Here is a 15,895-nt window from a genome sequence, read left to right on the forward strand (position 1 = left end):
GCGGCTCGGGCACGGGGCGCCGCGGCGCCCCGACGATCACAGCACTTTGTTGAGAAAGTTGACGGTGCGCGGATGCTGCGGCTGAGCCAGCACTTGCCTGGCGTCGCCCTGCTCGACGATCTGCCCGTCGACCATAAATACCACCCGATCCGCCGCTTCGCGCGCAAAGCCGATTTCATGGGTGACCACCACCAGCGTGACGCCCAGATCCGCCAATCCCTTTATCACGTCCAGCACTTCGCCGACCAGCTCGGGATCGAGCGCGGAGGTCGGTTCATCGAACAGGATCACCTTCGGGTTCAGCGCCAGCGCACGCGCGATGGCGATGCGCTGCTGTTGGCCGCCGGAGAGGTGGCGCGGGTAGGCGTCCGCCTTATGGCGCAGCCCGACGGTATCCAGCAGCTCATAGGCTACCGCTTTCGCCCGTTCGCGGGAGTGGATCTTGTGCACCACCGGCGCTTCGATGATGTTTTCCAGCACCGTCAGGTGCGGGAACAGGTTGAAATTCTGGAACACATAGCCGACGTTGATGCGTTGCCGAAGGATGGCCTTTTCCTTCAGCTCATACAGCCGGTTGCCCTTGCGGCGATAGCCGACGTAGTCGCCGTCGATGCGGATAAAGCCTTCGTCCACGCGTTCCAGGTGGTTGATCGCCCGCAGCAGCGTCGATTTGCCGGAGCCGGAAGGCCCGAGGATCACGGTGACGGTGCCCGGCTGCAGCGTCAGGCTGACGTCGTCCAGCGCCTTGTGTTTGCCGAAGAACTTGCTGACGTTGCTGATTTCGATCAGGCCGCGCGCCGGCACCGGGGTGAGGTTGCGCGCCGGCTGCTCGGGCAAGGCGTAATAATCAATGGCTTCAGACATGCGGGTCTCCTAACGTTTTAGCCAGCCGGCCAGTTTCTGCCAGGGCGTCGGCGGCAGTTCGCGCACCGCGCCTCGGGCGAAATAGCGCTCGATGTAGTATTGGATCACCGACAGCGCGGTGGTGATGAACAGATACCAGACGGTGGCGACCATCAGCAGCGGTATCACCTGCTGGGTGCGGTTATAGATAACCTGAATGGTATAAAACAGCTCCGGCAGCGCCAGCACGTAAACGATCGAGGTGCCTTTCGCCAGGCTGATGATCTCGTTGAAGCCGGTTGGAATAATGGAGCGCAGCGCCTGCGGCAGAATGATGCGGAAGGTGCGGCGATAGCCCGGCAGGCCCAGCGCCGCCGCCGCTTCGTGCTGGCCGTAATCCACCCCCAGGATGCCGCCGCGGATGATCTCGGCGGTGTAGGCAGACTGCACCAGCGTCAGGCCCAGCACCGCCACGGCGAATTGGCCGAGAATGTCGATGGTCGGATAGCTGGCGAACACCACGGAGGTGAAGGGAATGCCCAGCGAGATGGCGTCGTACAGGTAGGAAAAGTTGTACAGGATGATCAGCACCAGAATCAGCGGCAGCGAGCGAAACAGCCAGATATAACCCCAGGCGAGCGACGCCAACAGGTAAGAGCGCGACAGTCGCGCCAGCGCCAGCAGGGTACCGAACAGGATGCTGAACAGCGTGCCGAGCAGCGTCAGCAGCAGGGTTTGCCCCAGCCCCGCCAGCACCGCCGGCGCGAAGAACCACTCGGCGAACACGCCCCATTCCCAGCGCGCGTTGCCCGCCACCGATTGCACGATGGCGGCCAGAATAAACAGCGAAAACAGCGCGCCGATCAGCCGCAGCGGATAGCGGGCGGGCACCACTTTCAAGACGTCTTGTTTGGACATGTCATGTCTCCTGATACAGATAAAGGGGCCTTAGGCGATTTTCCTTTCCGACGCGCAACAACATGCGTCCTCTGCAATCAGGCTTTTGCGGAACGGCAGGCGGCCATCGTAGGGTGGGCGGCTGTAAACCTCGCTGTCGACGGTGGGATCGAACTGCGGCTGATACCCGTTGCTCAGATACAGGCCCACCGCTTCGGGCTGGCGAAAACCGGTGGTCAGATAGAGCCGGCGATATCCCTGCGCCAGCGCCAGCGTTTCGAGCTGCTGCAACACCCGCTGCGCCAGGCCCTGGCGCCGCAGATCGCCCCGCGTCCAGATGCGCTTCAGCTCGGCGGTTTGTGCGTCATAGCGTTTGAAGGCGCCCATGGCGATCGGTGCACCGGCGCGCAGCAGCACGATGAAGGCCCCCTGCGGCGGCGCGTACAGATCCAGCGGTTCCGGTTCCTGGTCACCAAAATAGTCGCCGTAACGCTGGCGATATTCGCCGAACAGCCCCTCGATTACCGGGGCGATCAGCGGGTCGGTCGGCAGCGTCTGAATGAAGGTGTCTTGCGTCATCGCGCGCTCCTAGTCGCCCAGGCCGGGCGGGTTGATTTCCGACTGCGCAAGGCGTTCGACGCTCTCGCCCCAGCGGTTGAGCACCCGATCGTACTGCCCGCCGCGGATCGCGCCGTTCAGCGCTTCGTTCACCGCCTGCACCAGGCCGTTGCCTTTACGGGTGGTGACGGCGATGTGCGCCGCCTTGGGCCAACCGCCTTCCACCGTGCCCGCCAGCCGGGTGCGGCCGTTCAGCGCCGCTTTATAGGCGCCCAGCACGTTCGGCCCGAAGTAGGCGTCGGCCCGGCCGGATTGGATCGCCAGCGTGGCGGCCGCATCGTCGGTCACGTAGATCGGCTGGAAGGGTTTAAGCCCCTGCTGCCGATTCTGCTTGTCCCATGCCAGCAAGATGGCTTCCTGATTGGTGCCGGAGCCGACGATAATTTTTAATCCGGCGATATCGGCAGGCTGTTTGATCGTCGCGATCTTGCCGCCGGTTTTGACATAAAAGCCGAGCGAGTCGATGCGGTAGGTGGCGAAGTCGAAGCGGGTTTTGCGCTCTTTGGTCACGGTGACGTTAGTGATGGCCGCGTCATACTTGCCGGAAACCACCCCCAGCGGCCAGTCTTCCCACGAGGTTTGCACCACGTTAAGCGTTAGGCCCAGGCTGTCGGCCACCAGCTGTGCGATATCCACTTCGCTGCCGATCAGTCGCCGGTTGTCGGCGGCGAACAGCGCCAGCGGCGGCGTGTTGAGTGCGGCGATCGCGACGGTGAATTGGCCCGGCTTCACGAAGTGGAAATCGGCCGGCAGTTTGGCGATCGCCTGCGGGTTTTTCGGCGCGTGGATCGGGGTTTCATTGGCCTGCAAATCGATGCCGGTGCCCGCCAGTGCGGCGCCGGTCAGGCTCAGCAAGGCCGCCACGAGGGCGGCGGTAACGGTTTTCTGCATAGCGGGTATCCCTGAAAGCGATCTTATTATTGGGTGAATCTGTTCAACGGGCGCTTCAGGCCCAGGTGCTCGCGCAGCGTGTCGCCGTGGTACGCCTGGCGGAACAGGCCACGTTGTTGCAGGACGGGCACCACCCGATCGACGAAGTGGCCGAAGGCGTTGGGCGTACCGCCGCTGATGATGAAACCGTCGGCGGCTTCGCCGTCGAACCAGCGTTGCAGACCGTCCGCCACCGCTTCCGGCGTGCCGCTGAACACCGGGCGCGGCGAGGCGGCTTCCAGCGCCACCTGGCGCAGCGTGAGGTTGCGCTCGCGGGCGCTGCGCTTGATGGCGTCGGTGGTGCTGCGGAAGCTGTTTTGCCCCAGATCGCCGATGTCCGGGAAGGGCGCGTCCAGCGGATGGCGGGCGAAGTCGTAATGCTCGAAGTAGCGGCCGAGGTAGTTGAGGGCGTTCTCGATGCTGACCAGTCGGGCGGTTTCCTGGTACTGGCGCTCGACGTCCGCGTCGTCGTCGCCGACGATCACGCTGACGCCTTGGAAGATGCGAAGATCGTCCGGTTCGCGCCCCTGTTCCACCAGCTGCCGCTTCACGTCCTGATAGAAATCCTGCGCCTGTTCCAGCGTGTCGTGATGGGTGAAGATCGCATCGGCGTGTTGGGCCGCCAGCCGTTTGCCGTCTTCAGAGGCGCCGGCCTGGAACAGGATCGGGCGCCCCTGCGGCGTGCGGCCGATGTTCAGCGGCCCCTGTACCGAGAAGAACTCCCCCTGGTGATTGAGAGTGTGCAGTTTGCCGGTGCGGAAGAATTCGCCGCTGGCTTTATTACGCACGAAGGCATCGTCTTCCCAGGAGTCCCACAGCCCTTTGGCGACGTCGAGAAACTCGCCGGCGATGCGGTAACGCAGGCTGTGTTCCGGGTGTTCTGTGCGCGAGAAGTTTTTGGCCGAGCCTTCCAGCGGCGACGTCACCACGTTCCAGCCGGCACGGCCGTTGCTCAGGTGATCGAGGCTGGCGAACTGGCGGGCGACGGTGAACGGATCGCTGTAGGAGGTGGAGAGGGTGCCCACCAGGCCGATTTTGTCGGTGGCGGCGGACAGCGCGGCCAGCAGGGTGAGCGGTTCGAAACGATTAAGAAAATGCGGAATGGATTTTTCGTTGATATATAACCCATCGGCGACGAAGACGAAATCGAATTTTCCCTGTTCGGCTTTTTTCGCCGAGGCGATATTAAATTCGAGGTTAATGCTGGCGTCGGCGGTGGCGTCCGGGTGGCGCCAGGCGGACATATTTCCCGATGCGCCATGCAGAATGGCGCCCAGGCGCAATTGCCGTTGATTATTCGCGTTGTCGCTCATCGTGATTATCCTGTCATGCGCCGCAGAGGCGCGCGGTGTCTGATGGGTTCACTATTGATGAGCGGCGGCGGGATGTAAAACAACAAAACAGCATATTCAAATGTTGAAAACTGCAAATATCACGGCGGGTAAAAATAATAGGGTCCGACGCGGCATGTGCGGCGTCGGGGAAATAATATGTTCCGTTATTCAGGCGTTGCTGAGGGCTTTTTCTGGCGCGGTGGTTAATTGTTGCAGCGTGCGTTCCGCCAGCAGCGTGAAATATTGCGCCGCCGGGAACAGGGCCCGTTCATCGGGATTGAAACGCGGATGATGCAGGCCGAACTCGCTGGCGGAGCCGATGCTGACGAATACGCCCGGCACGTGATGCAGATACAGCGCGAAATCTTCACCCCCCATCTGCAACTCCGCCTCTTCGACCCGGTAGCCGGCCTCGGCGGCGACGGTTTTGCTGAACGCCGCCCAATGCGGGTCATTGATCACCGCCGGCGGCCCCGGCTGCCAGCGGAGTTCGGCCTGCGCACCCAGCGCGGCGGCTATGCCGTCGATCACCTGGCGAATCTTGTCCGGCACCTGGCGGCGCACCGCGTCGCTGTGGGTGCGCACCGTGCCTTCCAGCTCCACGGTTTGCGGCAGCACGTTCCAGGTATTGCCGCCTTCGATGCGCGTTACGCTCACCACCAGCGATTCCAGCGAGCTGAAGCTGCGGCTGGGCAGCGTCTGCAGCGCGCCGACGATCTGGCTGGCGGTGACGATGGTGTCGACGCCCTGTTCCGGTTTGGCGGCGTGCGCGCCCTTGCCGGTGATGAGGATCTGGAAGCGATCGACGTTGGCGTAGAACGGCCCGGCGCGGGTGGCGAAGGTGCCGGTGGGCAGCTCCGGCGCATTATGCAGGCCAAACACCGCGGCGACGTTATCCAGCGCGCCGACGTCGATCAGGTGTCGGGCGCCGTTGAAGGTCTCTTCCGCCGGCTGGAAGAAGAGGCGTACCGTGCCGGGCAGGTCGGCCTCACGCGCTTTCAGCAGGTGTGCGGCGCCGAGCATCACCGAGGTATGAAAGTCGTGGCCGCAGGCGTGCATCACGCCGCGGTTTTGCGAGCTGAAGGGCACGTCGGCGATTTCGTCGATCGGGAGGGCGTCAATGTCGCCGCGCAGCGCGATGATCGGCCCCTTGCCGCTGCCGATCTCCGCCACGACGCCGGTTTTCAGCGCCAGCGGCAGCAGGCGAATGCCCGCTTCTTGCAGCCAGCGCGTCAGCCGGGCGGTGGTGGCGAATTCGTGATTGGAAAGCTCCGGGTTTTGGTGCAGCTCACGCCGATAGGCGATGATTTTGTCTGCCAACTGGCTGGTCATAGGCTTGGCTCATAGTGGGAAATAAACCCTAACCCTAGTGCAGCGGCCGCCGAAGCAAAAAGACCATCTGGTTATATTTCATAGCGATTGCGTCTGCGCGGGAGCGTCAACGCTGGGGGCGGTGGGCGAGTTTGGGCGTTCGCTCGTTGTTCGCCGGCGCGTGGAGAGGATTGACCTGGCACGGTAACTTATCGCAACCGGTGCAATCAATTTACACCGGACAACACGGATTTTTTCACTCTTTATCGGATTTCTGTGATCGCGGTGGTGGACAAAATCCTGCCTGCTTGCTGTACTGTAATAGACACAGGTTTTGTGTCTTTCATTCACGTTAAAGGTAAGTTTGATGTCTAAGATTAAAGGTAGCGTTAAGTGGTTTAATGAATCCAAAGGCTTCGGTTTCATTACTCCGGAAGATGGTAGCAAGGACGTTTTCGTTCACTTCTCTGCCATCGTTAGCAACGGTTTCAAAACGCTTGCTGAAGGCCAGCGTGTAGAATTTGAAATCACGAACGGTGCCAAAGGCCCATCTGCCGCTAACGTTACTGCTATCTAAGCTGCGTAGCTGAATTTCTTAAAACCCGCTCATTGAGCGGGTTTTTTATTGGGCGCGTTATGCCTCGCTGCGGCGGCCTAACAGGCTGAACAGCAGGATGGCGACGGCGTAGCAGCCGACGATGGTCAGCGCCATCGACAGGCTGGACGTGCCGCCCAGCCCGGTGAGCGGCACGGCGCAGGCACCGAGCGCGAACATGCACACGCCGATTAAGGCCGACGCGCTGCCCGCTTTGTCACCCTGGCTTTGCATGGCCAACGAAGAGGCGGTTGGGCCGACGATGCCGATCACCGCCACCGAAAAGAACAGCGGCACCAGCAACAACACCAGCGGCGCATGCAGCGCGGCGGCCAACAGCAGCAACAGCGATGCGACGGCCGCCAGCGTTAGCCCGCTCTTCAACACGCGACGCTCCCCCCAACGCGAACTGAGGCGGCTGGCCAGCTGCGCCGCAATGATCAGCCCGACGCCGTTAATGGCGAAGCACAGGCTGAACATCTGCGGGCTGAGGCCGTAGATCTGCTGCAGGACGAAAGGCGAGGCGCCGATATAGGCGAACATGCCGGCCATCACGAAGCCCTGCGTCAGACACAGGCCCATGAAATAGCGTTGGGTCAACAGACTGCCCAGCGACATCAGCATCGCCAGAATGCCGCCCTGGCTGCGGCGCTCGGCCGGCAGGGACTCGCGCAGCTTCAGCGCCGACAGGCTGAACAGCAGCACGGCGATGGCCGCCAGCACGCCGAAGATGCCGCGCCAGTTCATCACCTGCAGCATAACGCCGCCCAGCACCGGCGCGACGATCGGCGCCAGACCGTTGACCAGCATCAGCAGGGCGAAGAAGCGGGTCAGCTCATGACCGGCATACAGATCGCGGGCAATGGCGCGGGAAATCACCGCGCCACCGGCGCCGGCGATGCCCTGCAGCAGGCGGGCGATCAGCAACTGGTCGATGGTGGGCGCCAGCGCGCACCACAGCGAAGCGCCCAGCAGCAGGATCAGCGACAGCAACAGCGGGCGCATGCGGCCCAGTTTGTCGCTGTAAGGACCGAAAATCAGCTGGCCGACGCCCAGGCCGAGCAGCCCGGCGGTCAGGCTGAGCTGCGCGGCGGCGGTAGAGGTATTCAGTTCGCCCGCCATTTCCGGCAGGGCGGGCAGATAGAGATCGGTGCACAGCGGCCCCAGCGCGGCCAACAGGCCAAGCACGACGGCGTACACCAGATGTTGTCTGGCTAAGTGTTTGGTCATGGGAGATTAGAGTTTCCTGAACAGGTGAGAAATGGCCTGCTGATACAGATCGCGCAGCAGGGACGCATCGGCTTTTTGCGTGGTAAGGATGCGGTAACCGGTGCCTTCGCTCATGACGGCGATAAACTCCACCCGCGCGGCGATCTCTTCCGCGCTGAAATGGGGATACAGCCGCTGCAGGTTGTGGCACACGTGGCGAAACAGCCGCGCTTCCGCATCGCTGAGCATTTTGGCCACCACCGGGTTGCGCGTGGCCTCGGCGGTCACTTCAAGCATCAGCATGTGATCGGTTTCGCTCTCGCCCGGCTGCTGAAACAGCGTGCGCGCCGCCAGCGTGCCGGCGATCAGGTTGATGTGATCGCCAAGATTTTCCAGCCGCTGCATCTTGCTGGCGATGATGCGGTTGACGATTTCCTCGATAATCGCGTCTTTATTGGCGAAATAGCGATAGATTTGCCCGACGCTGAGCTGCGAGCCCTGGGCGATTTCCGCCATGCTGGCGGCGTGGAAGCCGTGGCGGCGGAAGCTGGTTTTCGCCGCTTCGACGATCTGATCGCGGCGGGCCTGCACCTTGGCCTGTTTACTGTCGTTGGGGGGGAGCATTTGCCCGATCCTTTGCTACACGTGAGCCGGGTTCACATTTTTGGGTGTGAACGTTCATTCTCAATTGTAGTGCAATCGGCCGGAAAGGCGCAAGATGAACGCGTGCTGTGGGGAAAAGGCGCTTAAGCGAACAGGTAGGATTTGATAAAGGCGGCGACGATCAGCACGCACAGCGCAACGGCAATCGCTTCGGCGGCGGTTTTCGGCAGGCTAAACATAGCGGTTTCTCATCCAGTCAGGAGTACTGGATGAGATTATGCGCATGCAAGATTAAGGAAACATTAAGGGCTTAGCGCCCGTTGACCCACATCACCAGCATGAAAGCCAGCAGCGTCATCGCCAGCGAGCCGGCCAGGTTGAGCAGCATGTTGGCCAGCGCCCAGCCGAAGCGGCCATCCTGCATCAGGTACACCACCTCCAGCGAAAAGGTGGAGAAGGTGGTCAGGCCGCCGCAGAACCCGGTGGTGATCAGTAATTTCCAGGTGGGGTCCAGATGCGTCATGCGGGTGAAAATCGCCATCGCCAGGCCGATGATAAAACCGCCGATCAGATTGACCATCAGCGTACCGAGCGGAATGTGGGCGTTCAGCGGATTCATTTTCATGCTTACCGCCCAGCGCAAAACGCTGCCGACGCCGCCGCCGATAAATACGGCCAGTAAAGAGCTCAACATGGGGCAACTACCTTTCAATCAGAGAAATTCACGGGACTCGGAAAGAGACAGGCGTAACGCTACGCGCCTCTCTCCGAGAGGTTACGTAGACATCATCAGCCTGTGAAGGCGGTTAGGGAGGAATGTCATCTCCAGCGTGCCGCACGGCCTTTTTTGCCGTACCCGGTGGATGTTACACCTAACGCTGCCTATTTTGTAGTATCGACAATCTGCGAGGTCACCCCATGGAAATCAGAACGGCGCGCCTGAGCGATCGCCAGGCTATCGCCGAATTAATGACGGCGTTGGATTATCCCGGCACCGAGGCGTTTCTGACGCAGCGAATGCGCCAGCTGCTGGCGCATCCGGACGAGGCGCTGCTGGTGGCCCTGGAGGGCGAGCGGGTGCTGGGCGTGCTGTCGCTGCATTTTCTGCCGCAGCTGGCGTTGGCCGGCGACATTGGCCGCATCAGTTATTTTTGCGTCGACGACCGAGCGCGCGGCGCGGGCGTAGGGCGGCGGCTGTTGGCAGAGGGCGAGGCGCTGGCGCGCCGTCGCGGCTGCGATCGGCTTGAAGTCCATTGCCACAGCCGCCGCGAGCGGGCGCATGCGTTTTACCGGCGAGAAGGCTTTGTCGAAGCGCCGAAGTATTTTGCCAAGTTATTAAACCAGTAAGTTAGTCGCCCGTCGGCACCGCCGTTTCCAGGCGGTTGCGGCCATTTTGCTTCGCCCGGTAAAGCGCGCCGTCGGCCGCTTTCAGCCAGTCCAGATAACCGCCCAGCGCGGGGTGGTAGTTGGCGATACCGGCGCTGATCTGCAGCCGCAGCTGTGGCGCCTCTTTGAAGATAACGGCATCCAACCGCTGCTGGATGCGCCGCAGGACGGTTTCCGCCTGTTCGGCGCTGGTGTTCGGCAGCACCGCGCCAAACTCGTCGCCGCCGTAGCGCCCGACGATATCCACGTTGCGCAAGCCAATCAGCAGCTCTTCCGCCAGCGCCGCCAGGGCCTCATCCCCCAGCGCATGGCCGAAAGTATCGTTGATGGTTTTGAAACGATCGATATCCATCAGGATCAGCGTGGCGTTGTCCTGGTAGCGGCGGCAACTGTCGAACTGACGATGCAGCAGATGCTCCCAATGGCGGCGGTTGTACAAGCCGGTCAGCCCATCGCGGGTGCTGATGCGTTGCAGCTCCTGTTTTTTTTCCGCCAGCCGTTTGGCGGTGCGGTAGGTCACCAGGCCGAGCAGCGTCGGGTAAAGGTAGATCATCGGCAGGCACAGATAGATTTGCAGCGGCGTGCTGTGCGGGTGGAACGGGAAACCGAGCAGCGCGCCGGTCAGCGCCGCCGCGGCCAATTGAATCGCCAACCCTTTGACAAACAGTGCCTTACCGGCCGAAGCGATGTTGTTCATGCTCATCATCGACAGGATGACGATCGCCGGCAGCGCGTTGAACGCCATCATCGCCGCCCAGAAACCGCCGAAGGCGGAGTCGATCAGCAGGTTGCGGATCTCGGCTTTGAACGGATCTTTGGCGCGGCAGGCCAGGCGGTAGGCGAGATGCGGCCAGAGAAAACCGTGAAAGGCCAGCAATAGCCAGACCGCCGTGGGCGGAGCCAAGGGATAGAGTGCGGCGCAAACGCAGATAAAGCCGAGCCCCAGACCGGCGACGCGGGGCAGATAGGTGCGTTTGGCGAAGCTGAGGCCGGATTTTCGGGCATCGAAAATGGGTGGGGCAATATACATCCGGCATCTCCCTGATAAGTATCACGGCAGCGTATCATGCGGGTGATAAACTAAGAATAGTCTGGGATTCACGTCGTGAGGCGGCGTGGCATTCCTGCGACGGATCTCACTCTGTTACATGTTGCGGTTGTGTGAGCGGGGGGAAAGTCGCTAAATATTCGCAGGCAAGGTCAGTTTTTCTCGCTGTTCACGCAGCGCTCTATGATAAGAAGGTGAGTATGGAAGGTATCAGCATTACCAAACTTCTGGTGATTGCGGTGTTGGTGATTTTACTGTTCGGCACCAGCAAACTGCGTACGCTCGGCGCCGATCTCGGCGCGGCGCTGAAAGGCTTTAAAAAAGCCGTGGGCGACGACAGCACGCCGCCGGCCGCCGGCAACAACACCGCCGAGAGCCAGTCCGCTCAGCAGAGCGTCGAAAAGAAAGACGTTTAATTCCGTCTGACGGCGCGCAATAAAAAAACGGATGCCTTGCGGACATCCGTTTTTTGGCGTTTCCGCCGTCTTTAGCGTAACAAACTATTACGCGTTATTTCACTTCCATCCCTTTGGCCTGCAGATCGGCGTGGTAAGACGAACGCACGAACGGGCCGCAGGCGGCGTGGGTGAAGCCCATCGCCATCGCTTCTTCTTTCATCTCGTCGAACTCGGCCGGACTGACGTAGCGCTGCACCGGCAGGTGGTGACGGCTTGGCTGCAGGTATTGGCCCAGCGTCAGCATGGTCACGCCGTGGCGGCGCAGATCGCGCATCACTTCGACGATTTCCGCGTTGGTTTCGCCCAGGCCGACCATCAGGCCGGATTTGGTCGGGATATCCGGGTGCGCTTCTTTAAAGCGCTCCAGCAGCTTCAGCGACCACTCGTAGTTGGCGCCCGGGCGCACCTGGCGATAAACGCGCGGCACGTTTTCCAGGTTGTGGTTGAACACGTCCGGCGGCGTGGCGGTGAGGATTTCCAGCGCGCGGTCCATACGGCCGCGGAAGTCCGGCACCAGCGTTTCAATTTTGATGTTCGGGCTCTTGGCGCGGATGGCCGAAATGCAGTCGGCAAAGTGCTGAGCACCGCCGTCGCGCAGATCGTCGCGGTCAACCGAGGTGATCACCACGTAGCGCAGCGCCATGTCGGCGATGGTTTGCGCCAGCTTTTCCGGTTCGTTGGCGTCCGGCGCGATCGGGCGGCCGTGGGCCACGTCGCAGAACGGGCAGCGACGAGTGCAGATGGCGCCGAGGATCATAAAGGTGGCGGTGCCGTGGTTGAAACACTCGGACAGGTTAGGGCACGAGGCTTCCTCACAGACGGAGTGCAGGCCGTTTTTACGCATGGCGGCTTTGATGCCCTGAATGCGCGTTGAGTCGGCAGGCAGTTTGATCTTCATCCACTCGGGTTTACGCAACAGCTCCTGCCGTTCGGTGACCACCGTTTTGACCGGGATCAGCGCCATTTTGTCAGCATCGCGGTATTTGACGCCGCGTTCCATCTGAATTGGTTTACTCATAATCGTGCAGGTTCCAGTTACGAAGCTCGACCGTCTGGTAGCCGAGTAAATGAACAAATTCCTGTACCAGGATTGGGTGTATGTCTTCAATGCCAACGCCGGGCGCCAGCGCGCTGACCTGCGTCATTTGCATGCCGGCGTAACCGCAAGGGTTGATGCGTTGGAAGGGGCTGAGATCCATCGCCACATTCAGGGCCAGGCCGTGGAATGAGCTGCCTTTGCGGATCCGCAAACCCAACGAACAGATTTTCTGCTCCCCCACGTACACGCCAGGCGCATCGGGACGGGCGCGCGATTCGAGGCGGAAGTGGGCAAGGGTGTTGATAACCGTATCTTCTATCGCCGTAACCAATTGGCGTACGCCGACCTTGTTGCGTTTCAGATCGACCATCACGTACATCACCTGCTGGCCCGGCCCGTGGTAGGTCACCTGGCCGCCGCGATCGCTCTGGACCACCGGGATATCGCCGGGCATCAGCACGTGTTCGGCTTTGCCGGCCTGGCCCTGGGTGAAGACCGGGTGATGCTGCACCAGCCACAGTTCGTCCGGCGTAGTCTCGGTACGACTGTCGGTGAAGTTATGCATGGCTTGGGATACAGGCGCGTAGGGCTGCAACCCCAGCTGACGCAAAATGATCTTGTCTGGTTGCAAAAGAGTCATCGTCAGGTTACAGAAGTGGTAAAGCCATTATACCGGGCGCTCCGGCCTGCGACCAGCCTTTCGCTGACCAAAAATGCGCAACCCGGGAAGACGCTGCGCCATCCCGGGTTGATAAGCAGGGGTATATGCTGGAATTACAGCACCATGCGAACAATTTCAATGTTGCCCAACTCTTCGTACAGGGTTTCGACCTGCTCAATGTGAGTGGCGTTAATGGTGATGGAAACGGAGTGGTAGTTGCCTTTGCTGCTTGGCTTAACCTGCGGGTTGTAATCGCCCGGTGCATGGCGCTGCACCACTTCAACTACCTGGTCAACCAGCTCAGGCTGCGCCAGGCCCATCACCTTGTAGGTAAACGAGCAAGGGAATTCGAGCAGTTCGTTCAGTTTAGTTTTTTGCATGTGCGTGCGCTCCAGAGTGCTAGCTAATCTATAAATTATAACTCCCGCCGGGGCGGGAGTTAATGTTATTCAGTATATGGGGGCAATTTCGCCCGATTCAACCGTTAACCGAACCAGTGGTGGAACATCAGTTTGATGTAGTCCACGATGCGGCTGAAGAAACCGCCTTCTTTCACTTCGTTCATCACCACCAGCGGACGCTGGTCGATGGTTTTGCCGTCCAGCTGGAAGTTGATGCTGCCGACCACCTGGTTTTTCGCCAGCGGCGCGTGAATTTCAGGGGTGTTCAGCACGTAACTGGCCTTCAGATCTTTCATGCGGCCGCGCGGGATGGTTAGGTAGACGTCTTTGTCCACGCCCAGCTCAACGCGGTCGGCATCGCCGAACCAGACCGGCTCGGAGGCGAACTCTTTACCGACCTTCAGCGGCGCTACGGTTTCGAAGAAGCGGAAGCCCCAGGTCAGCAGTTTCTTGCTCTCGGCTTCGCGGCCTTTGTAAGTGCGGCCGCCCATCACGGCGGAGATCAGACGCATCTGGCCTTCGGTCGCCGAAGCCACCAGGTTGTAACCCGCCGCGTCGGTGTGGCCGGTTTTGATGCCGTCGACGTTCAGGCTGTTATCCCACAGCAGACCGTTACGGTTCATCTGGCGGATATTGTTGAAGGTGAACTCTTTTTCTTTGTAAATCGCGTACTCTTCCGGCACGTCGCGGATCAGCGCCTGGCCGATCAACGCCATGTCGCGCGCCGAGCTGTACTGGCCCTGGGCATCCAGGCCGTGTACCGTCTGGAAGTGGGTGTTCTGCAGGCCCAGCTTGCTGACGTAGGTGTTCATCAGGTTAACGAACGCGTCCTGGCTGCCGGCGACGTAGTCGGCCATCGCCACGCAGGCGTCGTTACCGGATTGCAGGTTGATGCCGCGGGTCAGTTTGGAGACCGGCACGCGATCGCCCGGCTTCAGGAACATCAGCGAGGAGCCTTTGAACACCGGGTTGCCGGTCGCCCAAGCGTCCTGACCGACGGTCACCAGATCGTCCTGGCCGATTTTGCCCGCTTTCAGCGCCTGGCCGATGACGTAGCTGGTCATCATTTTGGTCAGACTGGCCGGATCGCGACGCGCGTCGGCGTTCATCTCAGCCAGCACCTTGCCGGAGTTGTAATCAATCAGGATGTACGCTTCCGCATCGATCTGCGGGACACCTGGGATCATGGTTTTGATGTTAACGTCATCGGCATGTGCAACGGAGGCTGCGCTCATTGCGATAACGGTGCCGAGTGCGATGCTTTTGATTAAGCGAAAAGAAGTTACTTGTTTCATGATCGGGACTACAACATCCGTGAAAGTAAAGTTAAAAAACGAGCCACACTATAGCAGATGCGATACCGGCAGGCATTACCCATTCATCTGACTAATTGCGGTTAGAGAACTTTTAGCTGCAAGAAAATGTTTCAGCTAAATAACCGCTTATCAGCCGCGAATGCCCGCCGGGCTTAACGCTTAGGGTGCAGCAGTAACGAAAGACTGTTGTTGCGCTTCGCTGGCCAGGCGTTGCTGCAGCTGGGCCGCCTGCTGACGGCTGCTGAACGGGCCGAGCTGGACGCGATAAACGTTGCCGTTAGCCGCCACTTTGCCCGGCACGCCAAACTGCTGGCTCAGGCTTTGCTGCCAGCTCTGGGCGCGCTCGGCGCTGCTCAGCGCACCGACCTGCACCACGTAGCCGCCGGAGGAAGACGCGGCAGCCATGCCGGCAGCCGCGGCGCCGGCCGCGACCGGCGCGGCCACGGCGGTGGCTTCAGGTTCTGATCCTTCCAGCACGCCGGCCGGTACGGCGCTTGGCGCGCCGAGGAAACCGCTGCGGCCGCCGGTTGCGTTGCCGCCGGCGGCTGGCGCGTTGTTGTCGTCAGTGCGCAGGGTACTGTTATCGATCGGGCGCACCGCCGCGCCGCTGGCGACCGGCACGTCCTGTTGGATCGGGGTGCCCATGCCGCTGGAGCCGAGATCCGGGCGTGCCGGCAGGGCGTAGCTCTGTTTCGCCACGATGGTGCCGATGGTGCCCGGGCCGCTCAGCGTACCGTCCGGCGCCACGTTGATGAAATCGACTTTGACCTTGGTGTTGTTGGACAGGTTGAGGCGATCGGCGGCGGCTTTCGACAGATCGATGATGCGGCCCTTGGTGTAAGGCCCGCGATCGTTGACGCGCACCACCAACTGACGGCCGTTGGCCAGGTTGGTGACACGTACATAGCTAGGGATCGGCAAGGTCGGGTGCGCCGCGGTCAGGCCGTTCGGATCGAACTGCTCGCCCAGCGCGGTGGTGTTGCCGTTGGCTTCTTCGCCATACCAGGCCGCCAGGCCGGTCTGCGAGAAGTTCTGCGGATCTTTTACGATGCGGTAAGTATCGCCATTAACCTTATAATCCTGCATGTTATTAGGGTTATAGGGTTCATATTGAGGCTCGACGCCACCGATTTCCACCACCGGGCCGTTGTACGGCTGCTGTGGCGCCTGCTGTTCCGTGGTCGGGGCGGTACAGGCGGAGAGCAACACCGCCGCGACGCCGATCCAAAGCCATTCCTTACGCATT

At 61.0% G+C, this 15,895-nt stretch carries 18 protein-coding genes and 1 riboswitch; of the genes, 3 read left to right on the forward strand and 15 right to left on the reverse strand.

Features of this window, described 5'->3' with window-relative positions:
* Positions 1–36 precede the first annotated feature (36 nt).
* The 6 genes from AC4PR2_RS05035 to AC4PR2_RS05060 all read right to left on the reverse strand — a co-directional run bounded on the left by AC4PR2_RS05035 (position 37) and on the right by AC4PR2_RS05060 (position 5,954).
* On the reverse strand, positions 37–864 hold the full coding sequence (locus AC4PR2_RS05035) for an amino acid ABC transporter ATP-binding protein (RefSeq protein ID WP_015376924.1): 828 nt from the start codon (positions 862–864) through the stop codon (positions 37–39).
* A gap of 9 nt (positions 865–873) precedes the next feature.
* Positions 874–1,761 (reverse strand): amino acid ABC transporter permease, encoded by an 888-nt coding sequence (locus AC4PR2_RS05040; protein WP_049199974.1) that lies wholly within the window; start codon positions 1,759–1,761, stop codon positions 874–876.
* A gap of 30 nt (positions 1,762–1,791) precedes the next feature.
* Positions 1,792–2,319 (reverse strand): GNAT family N-acetyltransferase, encoded by a 528-nt coding sequence (locus AC4PR2_RS05045; protein WP_015376925.1) that lies wholly within the window; start codon positions 2,317–2,319, stop codon positions 1,792–1,794.
* Positions 2,320–2,328: 9 nt separating this feature from the next.
* A complete protein-coding gene (locus AC4PR2_RS05050) occupies positions 2,329–3,249 on the reverse strand; it encodes an ABC transporter substrate-binding protein (protein WP_049199975.1) in 921 nt (306 codons plus the stop codon).
* A gap of 26 nt (positions 3,250–3,275) precedes the next feature.
* Complete coding sequence (locus AC4PR2_RS05055) at positions 3,276–4,601, reverse strand: LLM class flavin-dependent oxidoreductase (RefSeq protein ID WP_049199977.1); 1,326 nt, start codon at positions 4,599–4,601, stop codon at positions 3,276–3,278.
* Between the two features lie 189 nt (positions 4,602–4,790).
* Positions 4,791–5,954 carry an amidohydrolase gene (locus tag AC4PR2_RS05060; protein ID WP_197802544.1) on the reverse strand — a complete coding sequence of 388 codons (1,164 nt, stop codon included), beginning with the start codon at positions 5,952–5,954 and terminating at the stop codon, positions 4,791–4,793.
* A 346-nt stretch (positions 5,955–6,300) separates the two neighbouring features.
* Here AC4PR2_RS05060 and cspE point away from each other — a divergent pair, with 346 nt between their 5' ends.
* Positions 6,301–6,510: a transcription antiterminator/RNA stability regulator CspE gene (gene cspE, locus AC4PR2_RS05065; protein ID WP_004940030.1), complete on the forward strand. Its 210-nt coding sequence runs from the start codon at positions 6,301–6,303 to the stop codon at positions 6,508–6,510.
* 57 nt (positions 6,511–6,567) lie between these two features.
* Here the strand turns inward: cspE and AC4PR2_RS05070 are convergent, their stop codons facing one another.
* The 3 genes from AC4PR2_RS05070 to crcB all read right to left on the reverse strand — a co-directional run bounded on the left by AC4PR2_RS05070 (position 6,568) and on the right by crcB (position 9,034).
* On the reverse strand, positions 6,568–7,758 hold the full coding sequence (locus AC4PR2_RS05070) for a Bcr/CflA family efflux MFS transporter (protein WP_197802546.1): 1,191 nt from the start codon (positions 7,756–7,758) through the stop codon (positions 6,568–6,570).
* Between the two features lie 6 nt (positions 7,759–7,764).
* Positions 7,765–8,361: a TetR/AcrR family transcriptional regulator gene (locus AC4PR2_RS05075; RefSeq protein WP_060423553.1), complete on the reverse strand. Its 597-nt coding sequence runs from the start codon at positions 8,359–8,361 to the stop codon at positions 7,765–7,767.
* 289 nt (positions 8,362–8,650) lie between these two features.
* Entirely contained in the window at positions 8,651–9,034 is a 384-nt protein-coding gene (gene crcB / locus AC4PR2_RS05080; RefSeq protein WP_004940022.1) for a fluoride efflux transporter CrcB, read from the reverse strand.
* 79 nt (positions 9,035–9,113) lie between these two features.
* A riboswitch (Fluoride riboswitch) is annotated at positions 9,114–9,176 on the reverse strand.
* An 82-nt stretch (positions 9,177–9,258) separates the two neighbouring features.
* Between crcB and AC4PR2_RS05085 the strand changes: the two genes are divergently transcribed.
* Positions 9,259–9,687, forward strand: coding sequence for a GNAT family N-acetyltransferase (locus AC4PR2_RS05085; protein WP_060440525.1), 429 nt, complete (start codon positions 9,259–9,261; stop codon positions 9,685–9,687).
* 1 nt (position 9,688) lies between these two features.
* Here AC4PR2_RS05085 and AC4PR2_RS05090 read toward each other — a convergent pair whose 3' ends face one another.
* Positions 9,689–10,756, reverse strand: coding sequence for a diguanylate cyclase (locus tag AC4PR2_RS05090; protein ID WP_060423560.1), 1,068 nt, complete (start codon positions 10,754–10,756; stop codon positions 9,689–9,691).
* A gap of 218 nt (positions 10,757–10,974) precedes the next feature.
* Here AC4PR2_RS05090 and tatA point away from each other — a divergent pair, with 218 nt between their 5' ends.
* Positions 10,975–11,190, forward strand: coding sequence for a Sec-independent protein translocase subunit TatA (gene tatA, locus AC4PR2_RS05095; RefSeq protein WP_060440524.1), 216 nt, complete (start codon positions 10,975–10,977; stop codon positions 11,188–11,190).
* A gap of 94 nt (positions 11,191–11,284) precedes the next feature.
* On the opposite strand, the gene lipA is transcribed toward tatA, so the two are convergent.
* From lipA to rlpA, 5 genes are all read right to left on the reverse strand, one after another.
* Positions 11,285–12,250, reverse strand: a complete 966-nt coding sequence (gene lipA / locus AC4PR2_RS05100; protein ID WP_025301835.1) for a lipoyl synthase — start codon at positions 12,248–12,250, stop codon at positions 11,285–11,287.
* Entirely contained in the window at positions 12,243–12,911 is a 669-nt protein-coding gene (gene lipB / locus AC4PR2_RS05105) for a lipoyl(octanoyl) transferase LipB (RefSeq protein WP_049199992.1), read from the reverse strand. Before lipB ends, lipA begins: the two co-directional genes overlap by 8 nt.
* 134 nt (positions 12,912–13,045) lie before the next feature.
* The gene (gene ybeD / locus AC4PR2_RS05110) at positions 13,046–13,312 is read right to left on the reverse strand and encodes a DUF493 family protein YbeD (RefSeq protein WP_004940012.1); all 267 of its coding nucleotides are present in this window, start codon (positions 13,310–13,312) and stop codon (positions 13,046–13,048) included.
* A 104-nt stretch (positions 13,313–13,416) separates the two neighbouring features.
* Positions 13,417–14,628 (reverse strand): D-alanyl-D-alanine carboxypeptidase DacA, encoded by a 1,212-nt coding sequence (dacA, locus tag AC4PR2_RS05115; protein WP_004940010.1) that lies wholly within the window; start codon positions 14,626–14,628, stop codon positions 13,417–13,419.
* A 180-nt stretch (positions 14,629–14,808) separates the two neighbouring features.
* Positions 14,809–15,894, reverse strand: coding sequence for an endolytic peptidoglycan transglycosylase RlpA (rlpA, locus tag AC4PR2_RS05120; protein WP_337046403.1), 1,086 nt, complete (start codon positions 15,892–15,894; stop codon positions 14,809–14,811).
* Position 15,895: the final 1 nt, after the last annotated feature.

It is taken from the genome of Serratia sp. A07, from assembly GCF_058725505.1.